The following is an 18,383-nucleotide window of genomic DNA, read 5'->3' as shown; positions in this document are numbered from 1 at the left end:
ATAATAACAACTCAGAATAAATAGAATTTTAAAATAAAAAAAATAAAAGCATTGATTATTTATATTTAAATTGAAGAGTAAAAAATTCACCCTGTAATGAGAATATTACGAGGGGAAATAAAATAATTGAAAACCTTCCCTCAAGCCCAATGGTGACCGGCCAAATATCCCTTTCATCTGTACGGCAATAACTTTGGAAATAAATTGTCGGGCATTGACACCCGCTGGAAGCATCCGGATACTCTCGCACCGTTACCGGTAACAATGATCGGTTGACCAATGATAAAACCAAGACCGGGCGGCAACCAAGGCTATCACCTGTGGCAGCGCCCCCTTTGGAGAAGGCAAAGTGCCCCGAGGCAAAAACGCGTGACAGGGTTTGCGTCACCCTGGTTTTTTAAGGAGAAACCGCGTGTTTTTTTTGATTTAGCTTAATCTCTAAATCGGGGACTTTTCATTTTTGGTAAGGATAATACTATGCAAAATAAAGCGTCATTGTCGCCGCTCGTCATCATAACGGCACTGTTCGCCGTGTTGAGCGGGCTCTATCTGCTGGCCGGGGGCATCTGGTTGGCTAAGCTCGGCGGTTCGTTGTACTACATCATCGCCGGGGTAGTATTGCTGGTCACGGCCTGGCTGCTGTTCCGCCGCCGCGCCACCGCGTTGTTGTTGTACGCCCTCTTCCTGCTCGGTACCACGGTCTGGGCGCTGTGGGAAGTCGGCCCGGATTTCTGGGCACTGACGCCGCGTCTGGACGTCACCTTCTTCTTTGGCCTGTGGCTGGTGTTGCCCTTTATCTATCGTCGGCTTATCGCCAACGGCAAGCTGGCGTACGGTGCTTTGAGCATCGCGCTGGTGATCACCGTGGGCGTTCTGGCCTACGCGGTGTTTAACGATCCGCAAGAGATCCACGGCACCCTGGAACCGGCGCAGGCCAAAGCCGAAACGGATGCGTCTGCCGCCGACTGGCCGGCTTATGGCCGCACGCAGGAAGGCACGCGCTATTCCCCGCTGAGCCAGATCAATGACAAAAACGTGGGCCAACTCAAGGAAGCCTGGACCTTCCAGACCGGCGACCTGAAGACCGCCAACGATCCGGGTGAAATCACCAACGAAGTCACCCCGATTAAAATCCGCGACACGCTTTATCTGTGTACGCCTCACCAGAAGCTGTTCGCGCTGGATGCCGCCACCGGTAAAGAGAAGTGGAAGTTCGACCCTCAGTTGAAATTCAACCCGACCTTCCAGCACATCACCTGCCGCGGCGTGTCTTACCATGAAACCACCGCAGCGGCCGGCACAACGGCAGAAACCTCTCCGGCACAGTGCGCACGCCGCATTATCCTGCCGGTAAATGACGGCCGTCTGTTTGCTCTGGATGCGGAAACCGGCAAGCCTTGCGCCGATTTCGCCAATAACGGCGAGTTGAATCTGCAAAGCAATATGCCGTATGCGACTCCAGGCCACTATGAGCCGACGTCGCCGCCGGTGATCACCGATAAGGTGATTGTCGTTGCCGGTGCGGTTACCGATAACTACTCCAACCGCGAGCCTTCGGGTGTGATCCGCGGGTTTGACGTCAACAGCGGCAAGCTGCTGTGGGCCTTTGATCCGGGCGCCAAAGATCCGAACGCCATCCCGGCGGACGAACACCATTTCACGCCGAACTCACCGAACTCCTGGGCGCCTGCCGCCTATGACGCCAAACTGGACATTGTCTATCTGCCGATGGGCGTGACCACCCCGGATATCTGGGGCGGCGACCGCACGCCGGAAATGGAGCGTTATGCCAGCGGCCTGCTGGCGTTGAATGCCTCCACCGGCAAGCTGGCCTGGTTCTATCAGACCGTGCACCATGACCTGTGGGATATGGACGTGCCGGCTCAGCCTACTCTGGCGGATATCACCGACAAGAGCGGCAACAAGGTGCCGGTGATTTACGTACCGACCAAAACCGGCAATATCTTCGTGTTGAACCGCACCAACGGCGAGTTGGTGGTGCCGGCGCCAGAAAAACCGGTCCCGCAAGGCCCGGCCAAAGGCGACCGCTTGTCACCGACCCAGCCGTTCTCCGAGCTGACTTTCCGTCCGGAGAAAAAACTGACCGGCGCGGATATGTGGGGCGCGACCATCTATGACCAACTGGTCTGCCGGGTGATGTTCCACAGCCTGCGTTACGAAGGCACCTTCACTCCGCCTTCCGAGCAGGGCACGCTGGTGTTCCCTGGCAACCTCGGCATGTTCGAATGGGGCGGCCTGTCTGTCGATACCGACCGTCAAATCGCCATCGCCAACCCGATCGCCCTGCCGTTCGTTTCCAAACTGATCCCGCGCGGCCCAGGCAACCCGATTGAACCGCCAGCCGGCGACAAAGGCGGCAGCGGCACTGAAGCCGGCGTGCAGCCACAGTATGGCGTGCCGTTCGGCGTTACCCTGAACCCGTTCCTGTCGCCGTTTGGTCTGCCATGCAAACAGCCGGCATGGGGTTATATTTCCGCCGTAGACCTGAAAACCAACGACATCGTGTGGAAAAAACGCATCGGTACCGTGCGCGACAGCTCTCCGTTGCCGCTGCCGTTCAAGATGGGCATGCCGATGTTGGGCGGACCGGTCTCTACCGCCGGTAATGTGTTCTTCATTGGCGCAACCGCAGACAACTACCTGCGCGCCTTCAGCGTCACCAACGGTGACAAACTGTGGGAAGCACGTCTGCCGGCCGGTGGCCAGGCAACGCCAATGACCTATGAGGTTAACGGCAAGCAGTACGTGGTGATTTCCGCAGGCGGACATGGCTCCTTCGGCACCAAGCTGGGCGACTACATCGTCGCTTATGCTCTGCCGGACGAGAAATAATCGCCCAAGAAAGCCCTACCCTGGAGCACGCCATCCGGCGTGCTCTATCCCCCACTCGCAGCGCCCCCGAACCTCAATACGCAATAAACTCACCCCGCAGACAGCAAACGGATGAACATCCGGTGCGCCAGGCCGTGCAAACCGCTGCCGACACATCGGCACTGTGCCATAATGCGCCGCCGAAGGGAGGGCGATAAATGGACATCATTCTACTGCGTCACGGTCAGCCGAACATCGATACCGACAAGCTTCAGCGCACCCACGAGATGCGCGCCTGGATCGATCACTACAATCTTGCGGGCATCGCCGATACGCCGCCCGAAAACGCCAGGTCGCTCGCTTCGCAACCCCGGTATGTCGTCGCCAGCACCCTGCCAAGAGCCTTGGCTTCACTTGCCTTGCTGGGCCTGCAGCCCCACGAGAGTGATGCCCTGTTCTGCGAAGCCGAGCTGCCGGTTTTCTCTGTACCGCTGTTACGTTTACGCCCCTTGCATTGGGTGGTGATTTTTCGCCTTTTGTGGCTATGCGGCTACGCGAAAAATGTCGAATCCTTGTCATCAGCCAAAAAACGCGCCGCGGCCGCCAGCGGCAAACTGGCCGATCTCGCGGCGGCTCAGGGGGCAGTACTGCTGTTGGGACACGGCGTAATGAACAGCCTGATTGCCAATAAATTGAAGAAGGCCGGCTGGAAGCTGCACAGCCAGTCAGGCAACAGCTACTGGAACGCCAGGGTGTATCGGCTTGCCGACTCCTTAACGACATCCGCCTGAATGACTGCCAACAAATACATAGCCCCTTCAGTCACAGCAGCTTTGGGGGACACAGGCACAACACCTGATGCAGTTTTCGCTATCTCACCGCCAGCGGCAGCGTGCCTTCCCCCTTCAATACCCGCGCCTTGCCGGTCAAGGCAAAGGCCGAGATCAGGGTAAACAGCAACGCGATGCAGCCAAGGATCAGATAAGAGGTTTTGAAGCCGTAATTGACGTACATCATCCCCGCCGCATAGGACATGCCGATGGCCGACAGTTGTTTGAAGAAGCAAAAGCCCCACAGGTAGATCGACGCGGAAAGGTTAACGTTAAATTGGGTGGTGATGTATTTGAAGATGCCCACCAGCAGGAACGGCACCTCAAACATATGCAGGGTCTTGAGGACAATCACCGCCGTCACCGAGTCCGCCTGCGACGAACCTATGATCCGCACCGACATAATCACCCCGGCAATCAGCAACGCATTCTTGCCGCCGATGCGGTTGATGATCAACGGCGCAAAGAACATGATAAAAGCGTTAAGAAACTCGCCCAGCGTGGTGACATAGCCAAATGCCTGGGTACCGGCATGCCGATCGCGGAAAAACGAGGTGAAGAAGTTGGCGAACTGCTGATCAAACACATCGTACACGCAGGCCACCCCGACGATATACATCACCAGACACCAGAATTTGCGCATTTTCAACAGCCCCAGCGCCGCTTTGAGCTTGATGGGATTGTGGTTCAGCGCCAAGCCGTCCGCCACCGCCAACGTATTGTTCTCTTCCGGCTTGAACAGGTAAAGCAAGCCCGCCAACACCAGCGCGAAGCTCGAGGCCAGCCAAAACGCGAATTGATTGTTAATGGTAAACATGTAGCCGACGATCGAGGCGCAGATCGCCCAGCCGATACAGCCAAACAGCCGGGCGCGACCATATTCGAACTGGCTGCGGCGGCTCACTTTTTCGATATAGGCTTCAATCGCCGGTGAACCGCCGCTGCACACCAGGCCGAGATAAATGCCGCACAGCAATGCGCCCAGCAAAAAGTTGCTTTGCAGCAGCGGCGAGAACACATAGATAAACAGCGGCGCCAGAAACAGCAGCAGGAAGATGATCATCCACAGCAGGTGTTTCTTCAGGCCAAACTTGTCGGTGACGAAGCCAAAAATCGGCTGGAACACCAGGGCAAACAGCGCCATGCCGGCGAACACCAGCCCGGTTTGTCGCTGATCGAGATGATTGACGTCATGCAGCCAGATCGGAAAGAACGGCAGCACCGCGCCCATGATAAAGAAATAGAAAAAACAGAAGGCACCGAAGATCCAAAAGTTCTTGTTTTTCAAATAAAACATGGCTCACCATCCCATTTTTAACGGCGCGGGAAGCCCCGCGCCTTGTGCGTTTTGAGGAGGTATCGGGGTAATGCGGCGATTAATGGTAGGCGGGAAGCCAGTTGCCGTGCGCTTCAATCAGTTCGTCGCACAGCTTGCGGATATCATCGATAGAAAGCTCGGCTGAAGTATGCGGATCCAGCAGCGCCGCATGGTAGATCGCTTCGCGTTTGTGCGTGACCGCCGCTTCGATGGTCAACAGTTGGGTGTTGATATTGGTGCGGTTCAGCGCCGCCAGTTGCTCCGGCAAGTTGCCGACGTAGCAAGGCGTGATCCCCTGCCCATCCACCAGACAAGGCACTTCGACGCAGGCCTCCGCGGGCAGGTTGGTGATCAACCCGGTGTTGAGCACGTTGCCGCCAATCTTGTAAGGCCGATCGGTCTCCATCGCTTCGATGATGTAAGAAGCATATTCGTGGGTGCGGCTGTGGGTGAGGCTGGCGTCATGGGTCAGCGCCGCTTTCTGTTGCTGCCATTGTTCAATCTGCTCAATACAGCGGCGTGGGTATTCATCCAGCGGAATATTGAAGCGCTCAATCAGTTCCGGATAATTGCGTTTGATCCAGTAAGGCATGTATTCGGCATTGTGTTCTGAAGATTCGGTCACGTAATAGCCGAAGGTTTTCATGATTTCATGACGCACCATGTCATCATGCTTGCCCTGCAAGGCATTGGCGCGGCGCTTGATTTCCGGATACAGGTCTTCGCCGTGGCGGCGAACGTCCAGCAGCCAGGCCATATGGTTGATGCCCGCGATGTGGAATTGCACGTCGTCGGTCGGCATATCCACGCTTTTCAGCAGCGTCTCGGCGCAAACCTGAACGCTGTGGCACAGCCCCACGGTTTTCACTTCGGTATGGCGCAGCATGGCGCCGGTTATTGCCGCCATCGGGTTGGTATAGTTCAGCAGCCAGGCGTCCGGGCAGACCGCTTCGATATCCCGGGCGAAATCAAACAACACCGGAATGGTGCGCAGCGCACGAAAGATACCGCCAATGCCCAGGGTATCGGCAATGGTCTGCTGCAGGCCGTATTTTCTGGCAATGGTGAAATCGGTAATGGTGCAAGGATCGTAGCCGCCGACCTGGATGGCATTCACCACGTAATTGGCGTTTTTCAATGCCGCGCGGCGGTTTTCTACGCCGAGGTAAGGGGTAATCTTCGCCCTGCCCGCATTGGTATTGCGGTTGATATTGCTCAACATGGCGAAGGATTCGTTGAGACGGGCACTGTCGATGTCGTACAGCGCAATATCCACCTCTTTCAATGCCGGCGTCGCCATGATGTCGCCGAGTACGTTCTTGGCGAAGATGGTGCTGCCCGCGCCCATAAATGTCACTTTAATCATCGTATTTCTCCGCTGCTGCTGTTTTCGATAAGCTGAAATTACCCTGCAACGCCGATACGAGATATGGATGAATGTGACCTTGTTATGGCGAAAAATGACGCACCGCAAAAAGTGTGAACCAAGTCGGGATCTGGTCATATCCCGGCGGCTCCGCCGCAACTACGCTGATAGAGTGGGGATAAAACGGAGGCCATGACGGATGCACAAGAGTTTCACCCTCAATCGCACCGACAATATTGAGCTGAACCTGTACCAGTATGGGGAGGAGAATTGTGATAAAGGCCACAGTTTTGGCCCCGCCGTACGCCAGCACTATCTATTCCATTATGTGATAAGCGGGACCGGCGTGCTGCACAGCGAATACGGCTCTTTTCCCGTCGTGGCAGGAGAAGGTTTTCTGATCCACCCGCACGACGTGACCACCTACTGCGCCGACAAAAAGGATCCCTGGCATTATATGTGGCTGGAGGTCGACGGGCTTATCGCCGGCAAGATTTTCGAAGAATGCCATCTGAGCCGTCAATTCCCAATTTATCGGCCCAACCTACAGGACGATAACGCCAGCGCCCTGGGCTACCTGCGACAGATCGTTGCCCAGGGCGATGAGCATCGGCTGAAGGTGCTCGGGCTGAGCTACCTGTTCTTTTCCGCGTTAATCGGCAATAGGCTGCAGGGTACGGCTGCACATCCCGATGACAAGGCGCAGCATCTGCGTAAAGCGGTCAAACAGATTGAAAACCGCTACCATGAACATTTGACGATTGAGAGCCTGGCCGCCTACTGCAATATCAACCGCAGCTACCTGTGCCGGCTGTTCAAAAACGCCTACGGCATCGGCCCCAAGGAGTATTTGCTTAATTTTCGCATGAGTATCGCCGTCAGCCTGCTGAGCAATGGCCATACGGCGATCAAAGTGGTGGGTATTTCGGTCGGCTATGAAAACCAATTGCACTTTTCCAAAGCCTTCAAGCAAGTGCACGGCGTATCGCCGGCCAGATGGCGGCAGGAAAACCTTCAGGCACCGCAGCCTGGCGGGTGACGTTCAGCCCCCCGTTCGTCTGGCGCGGGGGATTGCCTGTTCCGCAACCTCTTCTTGTTTTATACGCGGGTATTTCCACAACCAACGCCCGCTGACCATGCGCCAGTAGAAGAGCGCACCGCGCACCGCCCAATCCATAAACATGCCGAGCCAAACGCCGACCACGCCCATGCCCAACACAATGCCCAGCGTGTAACCCGCCACCACGCGGCAGCCCCACATGCCCAGCATCGACACCCACATGGCAAAGCGGGCGTCGCGCGCACCTTTCAACCCGGCAGGCAGCACCCAGGAGGCGGCCCAGATCGGCATAAAGGCGGCGTTGAGCCAGATAAGCACTTTCACCACCTCTTTAACATCGTCCTGCCGGCTATAAAACGAAGCGAACACCCCGGCCAGCGGTGCCGTTCCCCAGGCGATAACCGTCAGTCCAATCGTCGCCAGCCAGAAAATGTGACGCAGTTGCCGCTCCGCCTGGGCTATCTGCCCTTTCCCCAAACGTTTTCCCACGATAATGGTCGACGCCGATCCCAGGGCGTTGCCCGGCAGGTTAATTAACGAGGCGATGGAAAAGGCGATGAAATTACCGGCAATGACGTTGGTCCCCATGCCGGCGACAAACATCTGGGTCAGCAATTTGCCGCCGTTGAACAACACCGATTCAATGCTGGCGGGGATGCCGATCCCCAGCACTTCCCAAAGGATGTTCAGTTTTAACGGCGTAAAGTAGCTTTTCAGCGTGATGTGCAGCGCCGGGTTAAACCCAATCATCAGCACGTAAATAATGGCGATGGCACCGATATAGCGGGAAATGGTCAGCCCCAGCCCAGCGCCGACAAAGCCCAGCCCATGCCAGCCCAGCATGCCGTAAATCAGAATGCTGCTGATGATGATGTTCAGGATATTCATGCCGCCGTTGATCAGCAGCGGGATCTTGGTATTGCCCGCCCCGCGCAGCGCGCCGCTGCCGATCAGCGCAATGGCGGCGGCCGGGTAGCTCCACACCGTGGTTTGCAGATAAGAAAGCGCCAATGCCTTGACCTCCGGGGTGGCGGCGCCGGCGATCACGTCAATAATCTGCTCGCCCGCAAGATGGATGCCCACCGCCAACACCAGGGCGACCAGAGTCATCAACACCAACGACTGGCGCGCCGCCGATCGCGCTCTTTTGCGATCCCGCTTGCCGAGGCTGAAGGCCACCACCACCGTGGTGCCCAGGTCCACCGCGGCAAAAAAGGCGATAATCACCATATTGAAGCTGTCCGCCAGCCCCACACCGGCCATGGCTTCCTTACCGATCCAGCTCACCAGGAAGGTGCTTAGCACCCCCATCAGCAAGACGCAGGCGTTCTCCATAAAGATCGGCACCGCCAGCGGCGTGATTTCACGCCAGAAGAGCACAGAGTAGCTTTTTCGTTTGGCATACCAGGGCGTTTTTTCCACGCGCTGACGCAGGGCGGCAAGTAAATTCAAGATGAACTCGGATAAAAGTGAAACAACATTTCAAAGGATGAATGACAGATCGTTATCCTGCAAAGAATTTTTTGTAAGAGAGGTACTGAAAAATACGCGGCGGATGAGAGAGGTTTTATCGCTGATTGAACGCCACGTCACCGCCGTACCCCGTTAACCGTTTTTTCGTAAAAATTGCCGATATCAAGACTGATGGAATTCCATCATTAATCCCATACCCCTCTCTTCAGGTGGCTGATTATAGTGACGCCATCACGACGACAAGGAGAGCAGCAATGGCGTTTTCTCACCTGAAACTGGGCGTTAGCCCGCTGTGCTGGACTAATGATGTATTAGAAGATCTCGGTGGCGATATTCCTCTGACGACATGCCTGCAGCAAGCAGCGCAGGCGGGCTATCAGGGTATAGAACTGGGCCGAAAATTTCCGCGCAACGCGCATGAATTATCCCCCCTGCTTGGCGCAGCAAGGCTGCAACTCGCCTCCGGCTGGCATAGCGGTTTTCTGGCCGATCGCAGCCTGGAGGATGAGCTCGAAGCCGTGCGCCCACATGCACAACTTTTGCAACAATTGGGAGCCAACGTCATGGTCTACGGTGAATGTGGCCAACTGCCGCATGACACGCCTCTCGATGACCCCATCTCTTTGTCCCCTGCGCTCAGCCGCATCGACCTGACGGCATATTGCAACAAACTGAATGCTTTCGCGGACGTATTACTGCGCGATTTCGGCCTGAAACTGGCCTACCACCACCATCTGATGATGCTGGTAGAACATGACGATGAAGTGCAGGCATTTCTTGCGCAGACACAAGATAACGTGGGGTTGGTATTGGATTCCGGCCATGCCTTTGCTGCGGGCGTTGACATGGCATCGGTATTGGAAAAATACGGCCATCGTATCTGCCATATTCATCTGAAAGATGTGCGCCCGCACGTGCTTCAGCGGCTCTACGGCGAAGATCTCAGCTTTAACGATGCCGTACGCGCCGGATTGTTTACCGTGCCGGGGGATGGCGGTATCGACTATGCCCCCCTGATCCGTTTCGTCGAATCAAACGGCTATCAAGGCTGGTTAATTGTAGAGGCCGAACAAGATCCCGCGACCGCACCACCGCTGGCGACGGCCAGCCGGGCATTCAAATGGGTGAGCGAACATTTTCCTGTCAATACCCCCCTCAAGGGAGACGCGCGATGAACAACCGGTTAAACATTGGTCTGATTGGCTCTGGTTTCATGGGGCAGGCGCATGCCGACGCGTATCGCCGCGCAGCGATGTTCTATCACAATCTGCCAAAACGTCCGTATCTCTATGCGCTGGCCGATCAAAACCAGGCGATGGCAGAAACCAATGCCGCCAAATTTGGCGCAGAGAAAGCCTATGGCGATTGGCGTGAGTTGGTGAACGATCCGCAAGTGGACATCGTCGACATCACCTCCCCCAACCATCTGCATTATGAAATGGCCATGGCAGCGATTGCGGCGGGTAAGCATGTTTACTGTGAAAAACCCCTGGCAGTCAGTGAGCAACAAGCGCGTGAAATGACCACTGCGGCAACGCAAGCCGGAGTGAAAACCATGGTGGCCTTTAACAACATAAAAACGCCCGCCGCGCTGTTGGCCAAACAGATTATTGAACGTGGTGACATAGGTACCCCCGTTCGTTTCCGTGGCACCTTTGACCAGGGATTTTACAACGATCCCCTCCTGCCCTGGTCCTGGCGTTGCTCGAAAACGCTGGGTGGCAGCGGCGCTCTGGGCGATCTGGGCGCGCACACTCTCTCCGTAGCGCAATTCCTGATGGGCGGTGTCCGTCAGGTGACCGCCAATGCACAAACTTTCATGACTAAACGACCGGTGCCGCAGGCTGATGCCGGCTATGCCAGTAAAGTCGACGGCAGTGCAGAATGGCGCGAAGTGGAAAATGACGATCAGATACAGTGTCTGGTGAATTTTGACAGCGGTGCCTCCGGCGTGATTGAGGCCTCGCGCATTGCTGCCGGGCGCATTTTTGGCGTCTATTGGGAAGTCTCAGGCACTGAAGGAACCCTTTACATGGACGGTGAGCGCTTCAATGAACTGCAGGTTTACCGTTTTAACGATCACAAACACGATCGTGGTTTCAAGACGTTGTATGCCGGTAGCCAAATCCCCTCCTACTCCGGTTTCTTTGGCTTCGACTTTGGCGGCGGCGGCCTGGGCTATTTCGATGTGAAAGTTATCGAAGTCCATGATTTGGTCCAGGGGATTTGCAGCGACGGCGATTGTTATCCCAACTTCGCTTTCGGTCTGGAGAACCAACGCATTCTGTCCGCCATTGAGACCTCAATGGCTAATCATTCCTGGATTGACGTGATAAAAGAGTAAGGAGCCATTATGTTTCCCTCTGTCTTACCCACACCTCGCAGCCAACCTGCCGCCTCTATTCCGTCACTACGATGGGGCATTATTGGCCCCGGTTGGATCGCCGAACGTTTCGTGAAATCGCTGAAAGAACAGAGTCGGCAACGGATACTGGCCGTCGCTTCCCGCTCCCAGGAAAAAGCGGATCGCTTCGCTGCAACCTGGGGCATCCCTTTGGCCTATGGCGATGTGAATGACATGCTCGCTCGCGATGATATCGATGCTGTCTACGTCGCTACGCCGCATAACCATCATTTCCCTGATGGCTGTCGAGTACTGAGAGCGGGCAAGCATGCCCTGATCGAAAAGCCCTTCGCGCTTAACGCCCGCGAAGGGGCTGCGCTGCAAGAGCTGGCACAGTTGCACGACAAACTGGCGATGGAGGCGATGTGGTGCGATTACCTACCCAAATATGATGTCATCCGTCAATTGCTGGAAGACGGCGTATTGGGCGATGTGCACACGTTACTGGCCGACCATGGCGAGTTTTTCACCCCCGACCACCGTATTTTTAACGCGGATTTGGCCGGTGGCCCAATGATGGACCTAGGCAGTTATCTGGTCTCATTCAGCGTCCTGATAGGCGGTGCTCCCCAAGAGATTATTGCGCGGGGTGAACCGGCCCCGGGCGGGATCAATGGCCAAGCCTCAATGCTGTTCACCCATGACCGCGGGCTGCACAGCGTACTGAATACCACACTATTCAGTAACACACCGGGCGGCGCCGTCGTGGCGGGACGAGATGCAACCCTCAACCTTGATGGGCAATTCTATGCGCCGGGTCACTTCTCGTTGACCGCCAGCCAGGGCGGAAAAACGCTGCATTGGGAAGAGCCGCTCAACCGCTACACACAGCTGTTCCATCAAGCGGAACATTTTGCCTGGTGCGTCGGTCAGGGGGTAAATGACTCGATAATTCGGCCGCTAAGCCAGGTGCTGACAACGTTAAAAGCCATGGATGAAGTGAGACGTCAGATGGGCGTGGTTTTCAACGAGGAACGTTGAGCCGGTAGCCCCACCAATGGGGGCTACCCTAAGGATTAGGCCAATTGCTCCACAGCGACAAACTGCCCGGTTCGCAATGAAGTAACGGCCGCTTCGGCGATGGCTTGCGCTTGCAGGCCATCCAGCAACCCCGGCAGATCGGGCACGGACTCGCCAGCCAGATGGCGAACAAAGGCATCCAGGTGCCTGTAATAGGTATCTTGCACCCTGCTGAACCAATCTCCCCACAGCCCCGGTTGAATGCGCTGGTTACCGCGCCAGAGTGTAGCGCCCTGTGGAGACTGACTGCCTGACTCCAGCGCGCCTCCCGGCCCCATCAGATTGATTCGCTCGTCATAGCCGTGGCCGGTACGCCGAGTGTTATCCAGTTGCGCCAAGGCTCCCGACTTCATTCTCATCATCAGGACGGAGGTATCGACATCCCCAAACTCGGCTATTTCCGGCAGTGCCAGCGCAGCGCCCATCGCAGCGACAGTGTGAACTTCTTCTGCGGTGAGAAAACGCAGCAGGTCAAAGAAGTGGATCGCCTGGTCACGCATCTGCCCGCCGGAGCTGCGCAGATAACTGACCGGCGGCATTTCAGAGGCTCGGCACACCATCTGTATCAGCTCAAGGTTACCGATGACGCCTTGTTCCACCTGGCGTCGCAACTGTTGATGGCTGTGATCGAAACGCCGGTTGAACCCCACCGTTATAGGGACGTTTAACGGCAAGACTTTTTCCACAACCTCACGGGCACGGGACAAAGACAGGTCGATGGGTTTTTCGCAGTAAACCGCTTTGCCGGCGCGGGCAGCGGCTTCCAACAATTCCGCATGCGACGGGGTAGCGCTGGCGATCAAAACGGCATCAATGGCATCGCTGTTAATCGCGTGCGCAACCGCCACCGCGCGAGCGCCGTACTGGCTTGCCAACGCCTCGGCGCGGCTGTGATCGACATCCGCCACCATCGCCAATTCCGTTCCTGGGTGCCGTACAATGCTGGCCGCATGAACCTGCCCGATAAATCCACTACCGAGTAAAGCAAAACGTTGTTTAGCCATTCTTTTCTCTCCAGAAAATGCGATTAGACGTTGTCAAAATACCTGTGATAACTACACTGACTAAACATCCATTTTGATGGATATCCATCATTCGGAGAGAGACGATGAAGAGTATCTCGCTTGAAACGCTGGCTAAGCAGATTGGCGTGGGCGTCGCCACTGTGGATCGTGTATTAAACGAGCGAGGTGGCGTATCTCCGGCGACCACGCGTAAAGTGCTTCAGGCTGCGCGTGAGGCCGGGTTGAAGCGGATTCTGCCGGAGGAGCATCGTTTCCCGTGGCAAATCGAAGTTTTCCTCAGCGCCAACGACGCCTTCTTTTTTCAGCAACTGGCGCAGGATTTTGCGCACGTTGCCGATGTACTGGGCTATCGCCGCCTGACGCTGCATCGAACCTTTGTCCCGGAGTCCCGGCCAGAAAAACTGGCGCAACTCATCGTCAACGGCAGTAAAAAAAGGCATGCGCTGATCGTCTTCGGCAATGAACATCCGGTGATATACGATGCACTGGAACAATGCCGGGAAAGAAATATTCCCGTGATTACCTTAGCTACCGATCTTCCGGGTGCCGCCCGATTGTGCCATGTCGGGATAAACCAGTTACAGGCGGGGCGCACCGCCGGGATGATGATGGGCCGTATGGTGCAACAGACTGGAGAGATCTTGGTGCTCAGCGGGCGCACCGATTACAGTGCCCACCGCTTGCGTATTCAGGGATTCCGTGAGGTGCTGGCGCAACACTTTCCACAATTGCAACTGCGTGAGCCCTTGGCTGGGCAAGAAGACCGCGCAACCATCACGCGCCTGCTGGAAAAGTCACTCAGCCAAAACGGCAACCTGGCAGGCATTTACAATACCGGTTTGGGGAATACGCAAGTCGGCGAAGCGTTGGCGCGTCATCGTCGCTACGGGGCGTGTTGCTGGATCACGCATGAACGTTATGCCACGACGCGCGAACAGTTGGCAAAAGGTGGGCTGGCGTTAACGTTGGACCAGAATACCCGCCAGCATGCCCAACTGGCGATCGACCTGATTTTACGGCACCTCGAACAGGGCATCCAACCCCATTCCTACGCAGACGGCAAGGTCGATTTTATTCTCTATACCTCAGAGAATGTCGAATGACCGCTCTTCAGAACGCCCACTTCGCAGTTCCCGACCTTAAGCTCATCCATGGCTTAACCCCGGCCATCGTTTCTCGACCGCCCCTGCTTACCAGGAAGGCGCTTAACATCCCGAGGGTTTTATCGCTTCGTATCATGATGGCCGAAAGCCTGGGAGGTTCAATGAAAGTGGTTAATCTTCTACGGGATGCGCCGCATCTGGCCTTAAACCTGAGACGGGTTGTCCTGCCGGGTAAAACTGCGGTTAGCATATCAAGAGCATCAAACCCATGCTAAGTCCCACCTTAATGCGGTACTTTCTGGCCCTGTGCTTAATCATAGCGACCCTCAATCATGTTATTGCCGACGTGAAGTTTGGTTTTCTCTGGGATTATGGCTACGGTGAGCAGGCTTTCCTGGCCAGCCGCCTTTTTTGGGGCAGCCTGACACTTTTGGATCCGCTGGTGGCCTATTTTCTGATCGTCAATTCCAGGATTGGCCTGCCGGCCACATTAGCCCTCATCACCCTCGACGTGCTCCACAACGGCTATTACGTTTATCTCAATAACCAATGGCTTGCCCCCTTTTTTCTGTTCCAGTGCACTTTCCTTGTCATCGCCTGGGTATTTTCATTCAGGATAAAAAAAGGCTGTCCGATCCAGGCAAAATGAGGTCATAACGCGCAAAGCCGCTAAGTAGCCGGAGCATGCGCCCCGTCCAGCGAGCTGTTGCCGCCGGTTGGGTTGAGATCGGCTTGAGACTCAATCGCCGTTATTTCAATGCCACGTCATTTTCTCTTGATTAATATGCGTTTAGTACCTAATTTGCCTATTGATCATTGTGTCAAACAAGACGATTGGGAAGAAAAATGCCGGATATGTCGCGTGAGGTGGCAGAACGTTTGATCTGTGAAAGAGGCTGGTTGTCTCATATGCCCGAGCCATTCAGGATCCGATTGCTGCAAAATGCAGTGCTTTTGAAATTTGAAGCTGGGCAGGTGATCTTTAGAAGAGGTGAGCCGGCCGGTGGGATCTACGGGTTGGTCACAGGCACAGTGATTGTCAATTCGGCGCCCCCTGATTCCACCCCACGCTTGATTCACATCGCTCGCCCCGGAGGCTGGACAGGCGAAGACAGTTTTATGACAGGCCAACCGCGACGGATTGAATTGGTCACGCAAAGCGATACCTGGGTCATGCACGTACCTATTAAGACAATGGAACAAATGGTGGCGTTAAACCCCAATGATATTCGCGCTTTTGGTACGATCTCTATTCTGGCATCGGATTCACTGCTCAGGATTGTGCATGACCTACAAAAAAAAGATGTCAGCGCCAGGATCGCCTCCGCATTACACCGTATGTCCTGGGCGACAGATTCCCCGGTGACTGTTTCTCAGGAAAACCTCAGTATCATCACCAATACCTCCCGCAAACAGGTTAACAGCGTTATTCAACGTTTTGTCGAAGAGGGTTGGGTGGAGACGAGTTATCGCGCCATCACGGTCACCAACCCTGCGGCTTTACGGCAATACTCGGAAAAAAGGTAACGGAATAATTTATAGCGAGCGGGACAATAGCCGAAACCTCGTTTACCGCTAGCGAACGTGAAGCAAGATAAGTTCATATGGGGCACCTTGGGGATAAATCATGGGACAGATGTCGCGAAAAAACGCAGAAAGCATAATGAGTCAACGAGGCTGGTTGTCTCACATGCCCGAATCCTTCAGGCACAGACTTTTTCAGCATGCGGTGTTGGTGAAATGCGCCCCCGGGCAAGTCATCTTCAGCCCGGGCGATCCTGCGGAGGGGATCTACGGTTTCATCAAAGGAATGGTGATCATCAAGACGGCCCCTCGCGACTCAACGCCGCGGCTGATTGACCTTGCCGTGCCAGGCGACTGGACGGGTGACGACGGCTTTATGACCGGACAGCCGCGGAGGTTTCAACTTGTTGCGCAGAGTGGGTCCTGGATGATGCACGTTCCCCTGGTTGCAATGGAACAGATGGCCGCGCAAAACCCCAATGACATGCGCGCCTTCGGCGTGATTTCTATTCTGGGGTCAGACTCACTGCTCAGAGTCGTGAATGATTTGCAGAAAAAAGATGTCAGCGCCAGGGTGGCATCGGTGCTGCACCGCATGTCCTGGGCGACAAACGCTCCGGTTACCCTTTCTCAGGAAAATATCAGCATTATTGCCAATACCTCCCGTAAACAGGTCAACAACATTATTCAACGCTTCGTGGAGGAAGGGTGGATTGGGGCGGGTTACCGTTCCATCACCGTCACCAACCCTGTGGCGTTACGGCAACATGCAGAGCAGGACATCGATAACTGAAAGGGGCTGCACGGGCGCTCGTTTGACCGATTCCATTCGCATTGCCATACGCCGGGCAAAACACCTCTCAATAGCCGCTGTCGTGGAAGAGCGGGCTGCCTGGCTATGCGCCCTCACCCGCAATGTATCACTCTGGCAAATATCGGCCACATGGCTTATAGCTGCGGAAACCTGTTGCAGAACGATCAAATCTTCGGGTTTAGTTCACAAAATGAATAACTTAATTGCAAAATACTATCCGATAGTGCTGCCGGGGTTATAATGCGAGAGGAGAGAGAGTCGTCCCGAGGTAAGCTGATTCAAACTCAAGCAAGCCTGAACATGATGGCATGTCGAATAACATGCCGGAAAAGTGAATATCATAATAATCACTTTTAAATCAAAAAATTGAAATAATTAAGTGGCGGAGAGAGGGGGATTTGAACCCCCGGTAGAGTTGCCCCTACTCCAGTTTTCGAGACTGGTCCGTTCAGCCGCTCCGGCATCTCTCCTGATAGTGCTTGTCATCATGCCCCTTTTTGCGGCATTTTTACAGAGTTAGCCTCCAGCCGAATGTTCAAGTGACTACTTTACGAGCAACGCGATGATTAAATGGCCGTGGAAAACGCATCAACCGCAGGCGGAAACGCTTGCTCAGTGGCAGGACGCGCTGGCGATCCCCCTGCTCTCTCCGCTGGACGAGCAGGAACAACAACGCCTGATCGTCGTTGCCGGGCAGATTTTGCAGCAAAAGCGCATCGTGCCGCTGCAGGGGCTTGAGCTGACGTCGCAAATGCAGGCGCGCATCGCCCTGCTGTTCGCCCTGCCGGTGCTGGAGCTGGGGGCGGAATACCTGGACGGCTTCAATGAGATCCTGCTCTACCCTTCGCCGTTCGTGGTGGAGGATGAATGGCAGGACGACATCGGCCTGGTCCACTCCGGGCCGGTGGTCCAGTCCGGGCAGAGCTGGGAACAAGGGCCGATAGTGCTCAACTGGCAGGACGTGCAGGACTCTTTCGATCTCTCCGGCTTTAACCTGGTGATCCACGAGGCGGTACACAAGCTGGATATGCGCAACGGCGGCAGCGCCACCGGGATACCGCCGATCCCGCTGCGCGATATTGCCGCCTGGGAGCATGATCTGCACGCCGCGATGGAAAACCTGCAAGACGAGATCGACATGGTCGGCGAAGAGGCCGCCAGCATGGACGCCTACGCCGCCACCGATCCGGCCGAGTGCTTTGCCGTGTTGTCGGAGTACTTTTTCAGCGCGCCCGAACTGCTGGCCCAGCGTTTTCCGCTGTTGTATCAGCATTTTTGCCGTTTCTATAAACAAGATACCTTGGCGCGTTTGCAGCGTTGGCAAGCCGAAAGCGGCGCAGAAACGCCATAAGCGACCGCGCATTGCTCGCATACTGAGCAGTCGCGCCGAATCGGCGAATTTAGCGTTGACACACTCTGGGTGGCTGGATATGATGCGCCCCGTTCACACGATTCCTCTGTAGTTCAGTCGGTAGAACGGCGGACTGTTAATCCGTATGTCACTGGTTCGAGTCCAGTCAGAGGAGCCAAATTAGAAAAGCCCGCTTAAGGAAACTTAAGCGGGCTTTTTGCTGTTGTGGCGCCAATCGCTCAGTCTGAGTGCATGAGGTACCG

At 55.5% G+C, this 18,383-nt stretch carries 15 protein-coding genes and 2 tRNA genes; 12 read left to right on the top strand and 5 right to left on the bottom strand.

Features of this window, described 5'->3' with window-relative positions; all coding sequences use genetic code 11:
• Window positions 1–477: 477 nt before the first annotated feature.
• Both ACUTSW_RS00280 and ACUTSW_RS00275 read left to right on the top strand, forming a co-directional pair.
• Window positions 478–2,853: a glucose/quinate/shikimate family membrane-bound PQQ-dependent dehydrogenase gene (locus tag ACUTSW_RS00280; RefSeq protein ID WP_062871276.1), complete on the top strand. Its 2,376-nt coding sequence runs from the start codon at window positions 478–480 to the stop codon at window positions 2,851–2,853.
• Window positions 2,854–3,050: 197 nt separating this feature from the next.
• Complete coding sequence (locus tag ACUTSW_RS00275; protein WP_445583387.1) at window positions 3,051–3,623, top strand: phosphoglycerate mutase; 573 nt, start codon at window positions 3,051–3,053, stop codon at window positions 3,621–3,623.
• Window positions 3,624–3,702: 79 nt separating this feature from the next.
• Here ACUTSW_RS00275 and ACUTSW_RS00270 read toward each other — a convergent pair whose 3' ends face one another.
• Window positions 3,703–4,959, bottom strand: a complete 1,257-nt coding sequence (locus ACUTSW_RS00270; protein WP_062792453.1) for an MFS transporter — start codon at window positions 4,957–4,959, stop codon at window positions 3,703–3,705.
• Between the two features lie 79 nt (window positions 4,960–5,038).
• Window positions 5,039–6,346, bottom strand: a complete 1,308-nt coding sequence (locus ACUTSW_RS00265; RefSeq protein WP_445583386.1) for an alpha-glucosidase/alpha-galactosidase — start codon at window positions 6,344–6,346, stop codon at window positions 5,039–5,041.
• A 199-nt stretch (window positions 6,347–6,545) separates the two neighbouring features.
• Here ACUTSW_RS00265 and ACUTSW_RS00260 point away from each other — a divergent pair, with 199 nt between their 5' ends.
• The gene (locus ACUTSW_RS00260; protein ID WP_445583385.1) at window positions 6,546–7,385 is read left to right on the top strand and encodes an AraC family transcriptional regulator; all 840 of its coding nucleotides are present in this window, start codon (window positions 6,546–6,548) and stop codon (window positions 7,383–7,385) included.
• Between the two features lie 3 nt (window positions 7,386–7,388).
• Here ACUTSW_RS00260 and ACUTSW_RS00255 read toward each other — a convergent pair whose 3' ends face one another.
• Window positions 7,389–8,858, bottom strand: a complete 1,470-nt coding sequence (locus ACUTSW_RS00255) for an EmmdR/YeeO family multidrug/toxin efflux MATE transporter (RefSeq protein WP_445583384.1) — start codon at window positions 8,856–8,858, stop codon at window positions 7,389–7,391.
• Window positions 8,859–9,133: 275 nt separating this feature from the next.
• Here ACUTSW_RS00255 and iolE point away from each other — a divergent pair, with 275 nt between their 5' ends.
• The 3 genes from iolE to ACUTSW_RS00240 are packed head-to-tail and all read left to right on the top strand — an operon-like array spanning window position 9,134 to window position 12,264.
• On the top strand, window positions 9,134–10,054 hold the full coding sequence (iolE, locus tag ACUTSW_RS00250) for a myo-inosose-2 dehydratase (protein ID WP_445583383.1): 921 nt from the start codon (window positions 9,134–9,136) through the stop codon (window positions 10,052–10,054).
• Window positions 10,051–11,223 carry a Gfo/Idh/MocA family protein gene (locus tag ACUTSW_RS00245; protein WP_004946416.1) on the top strand — a complete coding sequence of 391 codons (1,173 nt, stop codon included), beginning with the start codon at window positions 10,051–10,053 and terminating at the stop codon, window positions 11,221–11,223. The genes iolE and ACUTSW_RS00245 overlap by 4 nt, the downstream gene beginning before the upstream one ends.
• A gap of 9 nt (window positions 11,224–11,232) precedes the next feature.
• Complete coding sequence (locus ACUTSW_RS00240) at window positions 11,233–12,264, top strand: Gfo/Idh/MocA family protein (protein WP_445583382.1); 1,032 nt, start codon at window positions 11,233–11,235, stop codon at window positions 12,262–12,264.
• A gap of 35 nt (window positions 12,265–12,299) precedes the next feature.
• Here ACUTSW_RS00240 and ACUTSW_RS00235 read toward each other — a convergent pair whose 3' ends face one another.
• Complete coding sequence (locus tag ACUTSW_RS00235) at window positions 12,300–13,307, bottom strand: Gfo/Idh/MocA family oxidoreductase (protein ID WP_445583381.1); 1,008 nt, start codon at window positions 13,305–13,307, stop codon at window positions 12,300–12,302.
• 104 nt (window positions 13,308–13,411) lie between these two features.
• Here ACUTSW_RS00235 and ACUTSW_RS00230 point away from each other — a divergent pair, with 104 nt between their 5' ends.
• From ACUTSW_RS00230 to ACUTSW_RS00215, 4 genes are all read left to right on the top strand, one after another.
• A complete protein-coding gene (locus tag ACUTSW_RS00230; protein WP_445583380.1) occupies window positions 13,412–14,431 on the top strand; it encodes a LacI family DNA-binding transcriptional regulator in 1,020 nt (339 codons plus the stop codon).
• 268 nt (window positions 14,432–14,699) lie between these two features.
• Complete coding sequence (locus ACUTSW_RS00225) at window positions 14,700–15,080, top strand: hypothetical protein (RefSeq protein ID WP_445583379.1); 381 nt, start codon at window positions 14,700–14,702, stop codon at window positions 15,078–15,080.
• 197 nt (window positions 15,081–15,277) lie between these two features.
• On the top strand, window positions 15,278–15,958 hold the full coding sequence (locus ACUTSW_RS00220; RefSeq protein ID WP_013813607.1) for a Crp/Fnr family transcriptional regulator: 681 nt from the start codon (window positions 15,278–15,280) through the stop codon (window positions 15,956–15,958).
• Window positions 15,959–16,058: 100 nt separating this feature from the next.
• On the top strand, window positions 16,059–16,748 hold the full coding sequence (locus ACUTSW_RS00215) for a Crp/Fnr family transcriptional regulator (protein ID WP_445583378.1): 690 nt from the start codon (window positions 16,059–16,061) through the stop codon (window positions 16,746–16,748).
• A 401-nt stretch (window positions 16,749–17,149) separates the two neighbouring features.
• Here the strand turns inward: ACUTSW_RS00215 and ACUTSW_RS00210 are convergent.
• A tRNA-Ser gene (locus ACUTSW_RS00210) sits at window positions 17,150–17,239 on the bottom strand.
• A 92-nt stretch (window positions 17,240–17,331) separates the two neighbouring features.
• Between ACUTSW_RS00210 and mtfA the strand changes: the two genes are divergently transcribed.
• Together mtfA and ACUTSW_RS00200 are read left to right on the top strand one after the other, a co-directional pair.
• Window positions 17,332–18,120 carry a DgsA anti-repressor MtfA gene (gene mtfA / locus ACUTSW_RS00205; protein ID WP_006326322.1) on the top strand — a complete coding sequence of 263 codons (789 nt, stop codon included), beginning with the start codon at window positions 17,332–17,334 and terminating at the stop codon, window positions 18,118–18,120.
• Window positions 18,121–18,222: 102 nt separating this feature from the next.
• Window positions 18,223–18,298: transfer RNA gene (locus ACUTSW_RS00200), tRNA-Asn, on the top strand.
• The last annotated feature ends 85 nt before the right edge of the window (window positions 18,299–18,383 follow it).

Source organism: Serratia sp. TSA_198.1, assembly GCF_052686505.1.
The sequence above is the reverse complement of the archived record's forward strand: the minus strand, read 5'-3'. Positions and strand labels throughout refer to the sequence as shown.

Bases quoted from the DNA above. Each gene is read 5' to 3' on its own strand.
- iolE (WP_445583383.1), top strand. From the start codon at position 9,134: ATGGCGTTTTCTCACCTGAAACTGGGCGTTAGCCCGCTGTGCTGGACT.
- ACUTSW_RS00220 (WP_013813607.1), top strand. From the start codon at position 15,278: ATGCCGGATATGTCGCGTGAGGTGGCAGAACGTTTGATCTGTGAAAGA.
- ACUTSW_RS00245 (WP_004946416.1), top strand. From the start codon at position 10,051: ATGAACAACCGGTTAAACATTGGTCTGATTGGCTCTGGTTTCATGGGG.
- ACUTSW_RS00225 (WP_445583379.1), top strand. From the start codon at position 14,700: ATGCTAAGTCCCACCTTAATGCGGTACTTTCTGGCCCTGTGCTTAATC.
- ACUTSW_RS00260 (WP_445583385.1), top strand. From the start codon at position 6,546: ATGCACAAGAGTTTCACCCTCAATCGCACCGACAATATTGAGCTGAAC.
- mtfA (WP_006326322.1), top strand. From the start codon at position 17,332: ATGATTAAATGGCCGTGGAAAACGCATCAACCGCAGGCGGAAACGCTT.
- ACUTSW_RS00265 (WP_445583386.1), bottom strand. From the start codon at position 6,346: ATGATTAAAGTGACATTTATGGGCGCGGGCAGCACCATCTTCGCCAAG.
- ACUTSW_RS00240 (WP_445583382.1), top strand. From the start codon at position 11,233: ATGTTTCCCTCTGTCTTACCCACACCTCGCAGCCAACCTGCCGCCTCT.
- ACUTSW_RS00215 (WP_445583378.1), top strand. From the start codon at position 16,059: ATGGGACAGATGTCGCGAAAAAACGCAGAAAGCATAATGAGTCAACGA.
- ACUTSW_RS00235 (WP_445583381.1), bottom strand. From the start codon at position 13,307: ATGGCTAAACAACGTTTTGCTTTACTCGGTAGTGGATTTATCGGGCAG.
- ACUTSW_RS00275 (WP_445583387.1), top strand. From the start codon at position 3,051: ATGGACATCATTCTACTGCGTCACGGTCAGCCGAACATCGATACCGAC.
- ACUTSW_RS00270 (WP_062792453.1), bottom strand. From the start codon at position 4,959: ATGTTTTATTTGAAAAACAAGAACTTTTGGATCTTCGGTGCCTTCTGT.
- ACUTSW_RS00230 (WP_445583380.1), top strand. From the start codon at position 13,412: ATGAAGAGTATCTCGCTTGAAACGCTGGCTAAGCAGATTGGCGTGGGC.
- ACUTSW_RS00280 (WP_062871276.1), top strand. From the start codon at position 478: ATGCAAAATAAAGCGTCATTGTCGCCGCTCGTCATCATAACGGCACTG.